Annotated in this window: 3 protein-coding genes; 1 reads left to right on the top strand and 2 read right to left on the bottom strand. The window is 58.2% G+C overall.

The window, feature by feature from the left end; all coding sequences use genetic code 11:
• Window positions 1-569: 569 nt before the first annotated feature.
• Both G8767_RS35035 and G8767_RS35030 read right to left on the bottom strand, forming a co-directional pair.
• Window positions 570-1,445 (bottom strand): IS3 family transposase, encoded by an 876-nt coding sequence (locus G8767_RS35035; protein WP_047269517.1) that lies wholly within the window; start codon window positions 1,443-1,445, stop codon window positions 570-572.
• Window positions 1,446-1,459: 14 nt separating this feature from the next.
• Entirely contained in the window at window positions 1,460-1,765 is a 306-nt protein-coding gene (locus tag G8767_RS35030; RefSeq protein WP_047269518.1) for a transposase, read from the bottom strand.
• A 263-nt stretch (window positions 1,766-2,028) separates the two neighbouring features.
• Here G8767_RS35030 and G8767_RS35025 point away from each other — a divergent pair, with 263 nt between their 5' ends.
• Window positions 2,029-2,841 carry a serine/threonine-protein kinase gene (locus G8767_RS35025; RefSeq protein ID WP_047269931.1) on the top strand — a complete coding sequence of 271 codons (813 nt, stop codon included), beginning with the start codon at window positions 2,029-2,031 and terminating at the stop codon, window positions 2,839-2,841.
• The last annotated feature ends 192 nt before the right edge of the window (window positions 2,842-3,033 follow it).

Raw genomic sequence — 3,033 nt, 5'->3', positions numbered from 1 at the left:
AGACGGGAGCGAGTCGCTGCGCTCCCCGCCAGGGAGCCGCTGCGCGGCTCGCAGTGGGTCGAGTGCCGTTGCCGTCGATCGAGTCGCTTCGCTCCTCTGAATTCCGAATCTTGGTTCTCACCAATCGAACTCATCGCAACGTCTGAACCGGTACCCGACACCCGAACGAGGCTGGGGAGGAGGGGAAGGGTCACGGAAAGCGCCCCGTCTCGCGTCCACTGCCTCGTCATCATCATGCTCCCAATCATACACCCCCACCCACCAAACCGCAAAACAACCCGAAAACAAGAAACACCGAAACCCGCACCACCACAACAACATTCGACGTTGACGAAAACACCACCGTGCACAACCCACGAAACCCACCCAACACCAACCGAATACCGAAACACGCTGACACACAACAACATTCAAAAACACCCAAAAACGAGCCTCACAACACCCCCACACGACCCTGCACCACTCCCCCGCACCACCGAACCCGAACACCCTCGCCGGCGCCCCACACATCCCAACAGCCGCCCAGGGACGTGCCATCACTGAGGTTCACCCCGAAAAGTGGACAGTTGTTACGCGGCCATGATGGGCGCGGTCAGTAACTGTTCGTAGTTGTGGGGGCTGAGCATTCCGATCGTGGAGTGCCGACGTCGAGTGTTGTAGAAGTTCATCCAGTAGTCAACCGCAGCAACCAATTCGGCGGCATGGGTGAAGGTGTGACGGTAGTAGTACTCGTGCTTGAACGTCGACCATAAGCTTTCCGCGCCAGCGTTGTCCCAGCATATGCCGGTTTCACCCATCGAACGCCGCAACCCGTAGCGCTCACACGCCTGCTTCAGGATCCCCGCGGTATATTGAGTTCCCCTGTCCGAGTGCATGATTGTGCGCGCGACATCGCCGCCACGTTCGGCGACCGCCATGCCCAGAGCATCGACAACGAGCTCGCTGCGCATGTGATCGGCCACCGCCCACCCGAGGACCTTCTTGGAATGTTCGTCCTTGATCGCGCAGAGATACATGTCGCCCTCTCCGCAGGTCAGGTAGGTGATATCCGAGGTCCACACCGCATCGAGGCGCCCCCGATCGAACCGGCGCTGCACCAGATCCTCAGGGAACGATGCGAACGGATCGACCACGGTGGTGCGGACCTTGAACGTGCGTGGGCTGATCCCGGCGACACCGAGCGATCGCATGATCTTGGCAACCGTTTTCTCGGTGACGGTTTCACCACGGTCGCGGAGTTCAGCGGTGATCCGCGGTGCCCCGTAGACCCCTTTCGACTCCCGGTGGATCGCGAGGATCTTCACTTCCAGATCAGCTCTGCACTGCTGTCGTTCTTCTAATCGGGTTTTCACACTGAGACTTTGATGTTTGTAGAAACCGGAGGTCGATACTTCGAGCAGGCGTGCCATCCGATGAATTGCCGAGTTCGCGTACTCCGCGGCCATCAACGCGTAGAGCCCTACTTTTGTTGATTGGCCGCGAAGTACGCGGACGCTTTTTTCAGGAACGCGATGTCTTTCTCCTGCTCGGAAACCTGCCGACGCAACCGTGCCAACTCGGTGCGTTCCGCAGTCGTGAGCGGCTGGTCACCGGATGCTACGGCGGCCTCGATCCGCCGGCGTTCGTCGGCGACCCAGCGTCCGAGCAGGGCTTCGATAATGCCGAGTTCTCGGGCGACCTCGGCGATGGTGCGACCTGAATCGATCACCCGGTGGGCGGCCTCGACCTTGTACTCGGTCGTGAACGACCTGCGTGTGCGGGACATGAGGACATCCTTCCAGCGGAACTATCAGTCCCGCTATCTCGGTGTCCACCATCCGGGGTGAACCTCAACCCAACGCCATAGACAAAGCTGAGAAGCCCAGTACGCTAAATCAACGAACCGAATCGTGCCAACGCCTGTGAACCATATCTGCGAGCTGTAACAAGCATGAATGAATCGCGACGTACAGCGCAGGAATGATTTGGGCGACACAAAACTGTGGTCGACAAAACCGACAACGATCGAACCGCGAATTCAGGAGTGGAATGGCAAAAAAGTTCGAGGTCGACGACGTTTGCACGGCTTTAGGGGTTGAAAAGGCTGAGTATCGCGGGACGGGCAGCTTCGGCGAAACCTGGCGCGCAGATTTCGCCGGCCGCGACGCGGCATACAAAATCATCCATAACACTGGCGACGACGCGAAACGGCTCAGTCGAGAAGTCGAAGGGTATCGCCGTATCGACAACGCGCACGTCGTCAAGCTGTTCGACGTACGCACCTTTCACATCGCAGGGATGGATAGGCCGGTAATGATTTTTGAGTACATTCCGGGCTGCGACCTATCCGAACTAATCAAGGTGCGGCGACCTTCGCATGACGAGCTGCGAGGTCTGGCCCGAGGACTCCTCACTGGAGTTCGTGCACTCCATGAAGCCGATCTCTTGCATCGTGATCTCAAGCCCGCGAACATCGCACTCCGCGACAGCAAATACGACGACGCAGTCATCCTCGATCTCGGACTCGCCAAGTTGCTCGATGTGGAGTCGATTACTCGCTACCCCACGCTCTTGGGAACCACTTTCTACATGGCGCCCGAGCAACTCCGCCAAGATAGAGCGCTGAGGGCAAGCGACCTATGGGCAATAGGGGAGATGTTATTCGAGGCCGCAACCGGTGTTCATCCGTTCTTTAAGCAAGGCGAAGCCATGGGAATTGCCGAGGCAGTAACCCGGCTCTCCACTCCACCAGCTGTACCTTCCGACCTACCACCAGATATCGCCGAACTCATTCTCAAATGCTTATCAGACGTGCCTCACCGTCGCGGCACCGTCACCAAAGCACTCGACCGGCTCGCTTAGGAGAGATCTTGACCAACGAAGATGACCTCATCGAATTCGTCGTCGACTCAGTAGAACTCGATGACCTAGTGCGGTGTTCTTGAAGTTTTTCGACGGTCGGCTTTCGCGAGTATCTGCTCGGCGGTTTTCGTCCAGATGAATGGCTGCGCTCGTGGGTTCCACCCGTTGATGAAGTCCCGAATCTTGGCGGTG

The sequence above is a fragment of the Rhodococcus sp. IC4_135 genome, from assembly GCF_011602025.1.
In the GTDB taxonomy this organism is placed as follows: Bacteria; Actinomycetota; Actinomycetes; order Mycobacteriales; family Mycobacteriaceae; genus Rhodococcus_F; species Rhodococcus_F baikonurensis.
This window is presented reverse-complemented; position numbering and strand designations above follow the sequence as displayed.

Excerpts from the sequence above, each read along its gene's own strand:
- G8767_RS35025 (WP_047269931.1), top strand. The coding sequence starts at position 2,029 with ATGGCAAAAAAGTTCGAGGTCGACGACGTTTGCACGGCTTTAGGGGTT.
- G8767_RS35030 (WP_047269518.1), bottom strand. The coding sequence starts at position 1,765 with ATGTCCCGCACACGCAGGTCGTTCACGACCGAGTACAAGGTCGAGGCC.
- G8767_RS35035 (WP_047269517.1), bottom strand. The coding sequence starts at position 1,445 with ATGGCCGCGGAGTACGCGAACTCGGCAATTCATCGGATGGCACGCCTG.